The organism is Caballeronia terrestris (assembly GCF_001544515.1).
Lineage (GTDB): Bacteria > Pseudomonadota > Gammaproteobacteria > Burkholderiales > Burkholderiaceae > Caballeronia > Caballeronia terrestris.
Genome location: NZ_FCOL02000328.1, coordinates 1 through 1,884, shown reverse-complemented (window position 1 = coordinate 1,884; position 1,884 = coordinate 1). Strand labels below are relative to the sequence as shown.

The window sequence follows — 1,884 nt, the reverse complement described above, 5'->3', positions numbered from 1 at the left end:
AGACATATGACCTGGGTCAAGACAGCGACTGCTGACTGGCTGGACACTTTCCCTGCTCGTCGACGAACACATCTCTAGTTACATCGGATCTGCGCGAACCACCGTAGCCCGGTGACACCTGCGTGATTTGCGCCGACGCTATGAAAAAGACTCAGTTCTCTGTCAGGTTACCGGTCGTAGCCGGGACGGTAGCGATCGCGCTCGTTATATTGATTGGGTTTGTTTTGGTATATACCGTACTCGTCACCATGTGCTAACGGGCTAGACAAGGAGCAAAGGAACGAACCGGGACGCGAACGAGAGATCGTGGATGACAGGATGACAAGGCGCCGCCCAGAGCGGACGCTATGATTTACTTTTTACTGCGCGTGCTACCTCCTCACGTCGCTTTGGCACGCTGTCCAGCACACAAGCGAGGATCTGTTAAGAATGCGGTAAGAAACGCTGCCCAAGATGAATGGTAGCTACCGGAGATTCTCGTGAGCAGATCATTCGTCCCGTCCTTGACACTGCGCCGCCTATTCCTACTGATACTGACCGTCGCTGCTGTGTATTCAGCCAACGCTGCAAGTCCCGGTGAGGTTCTGGACGGATACCGAATCCAATCGGGAGGTGCGGAGCCGGCACCATCTCGCGGCCGGGATTTTTTTGATCTTCCACATGGACGTCAGTGGAGTTGTGCGTCCTGCCATGGGGCGGTGCCTACGCAGATGGGTCGCCACGTTGTCACAGGAAAGGCGATTGCGCCCTTAGCTCCGGGATTCAACCCGGAGCGTTTCACGGACACCGCAAAGACGGAGAAGTGGTTCCATCGCAACTGCGGCGATGTCGTCGGACGCGAATGTAGCGCTGCAGAAAAGGCGGACGTGTTGGCTTGGCTCTTAACTCTCAAGCCGTAGGGAATTTCTAAGTAGTGACGTCTCCTCCCCGACAAGGTACTTCTCATGCCGCTCCACCTAGTCGCCCGCGCGACCAAAGTTTGCCTCTTGATCGCGCTGACGGCATCGGCTTCGCGCCTTGCCCTTGCTGAGTCGAACAAGACAAGCGCCAGCAACCTGATGCCGCTGTACGTAAAAGAATGCGCGGCCTGTCATATTGCCTATCCGCCGGGCATGCTGCCAGCCGCATCATGGCAACGAATCATGCGCAACCTGTCTCAGCATTTTGGTGCTGATGCATCGTTGGACGCCGAATCGGTGAAGCAGATCTCTAACTGGCTCACAAATCATTCCACGACCGAGTCAGGTGGACAAGCGGTGCCCGAGGACCGAATCACGCGCTCGACGTGGTTTCGCCGGGAGCACGCAGAAGTCCCATCGTCGGTATGGAAGCGTGCAACGATAAAGAGCCCGTCCAACTGCGCGGCATGCCACACCCGCGCCGATCAAGGAAACTTCGATGAACACTTCGTCCGTATCCCGCAATAGCGGAAATCAAAGTGAGAGCCGGTCCGGTCGCATTCTTGTTTGGGATGCTCCTGTACGGCTCTTCCATTGGCTGTTCGCCGCCTGTTTTGCGGGTGCATGGCTGACTGCCGAGAGCGAATCGTGGAGGTTAGTGCATATCACCCTGGGCTACACGGCGGGTGGCCTGCTTGTTTTTCGGCTCGCCTGGGGAATCATAGGAACGAAGTACGCCCGCTTCTCCAGCTTCGTGCGAGGTGCAAGGCGTGTTTGGCGGTATCTTGCTGACCTCTTGCGTGGCCATCCTCAGCGTCACGTTGGCCACAACCCCGCGGGCGCCGTCGCGATAATTGCGATGATCGCTGCCGCCAGTTTTTTGATCGTAAGCGGATGGGCCGGCTATAACGATGTCGGCGGTAACTGGATGGAGGAACTCCACGAGGTTTTGGCTTACGTCATGCTCTCGTTTATTGCCGTGCAC

Annotated in this window: 3 protein-coding genes; all 3 read left to right on the top strand. The window is 56.9% G+C overall.

The genetic code is table 11. The features are described from left to right. Positions 1-479 precede the first annotated feature (479 nt). The gene (locus AWB67_RS37110; protein WP_087660774.1) at positions 480-899 is read left to right on the top strand and encodes a DUF1924 domain-containing protein; all 420 of its coding nucleotides are present in this window, start codon (positions 480-482) and stop codon (positions 897-899) included. A gap of 45 nt (positions 900-944) precedes the next feature. Continuing rightward, a complete protein-coding gene (locus AWB67_RS37105) occupies positions 945-1,427 on the top strand; it encodes a diheme cytochrome c (RefSeq protein WP_087660773.1) in 483 nt (160 codons plus the stop codon). Beyond that, a partial coding sequence (locus tag AWB67_RS37100) for a cytochrome b/b6 domain-containing protein (RefSeq protein ID WP_087660775.1) occupies positions 1,399-1,884 on the top strand: 486 nt, incomplete at its 3' end. The genes AWB67_RS37105 and AWB67_RS37100, both read left to right, overlap by 29 nt.

Coding starts and splice junctions, on each gene's coding strand:
- AWB67_RS37105 (WP_087660773.1), top strand. CDS start 945: ATGCCGCTCCACCTAGTCGCCCGCGCGACCAAAGTTTGCCTCTTGATC.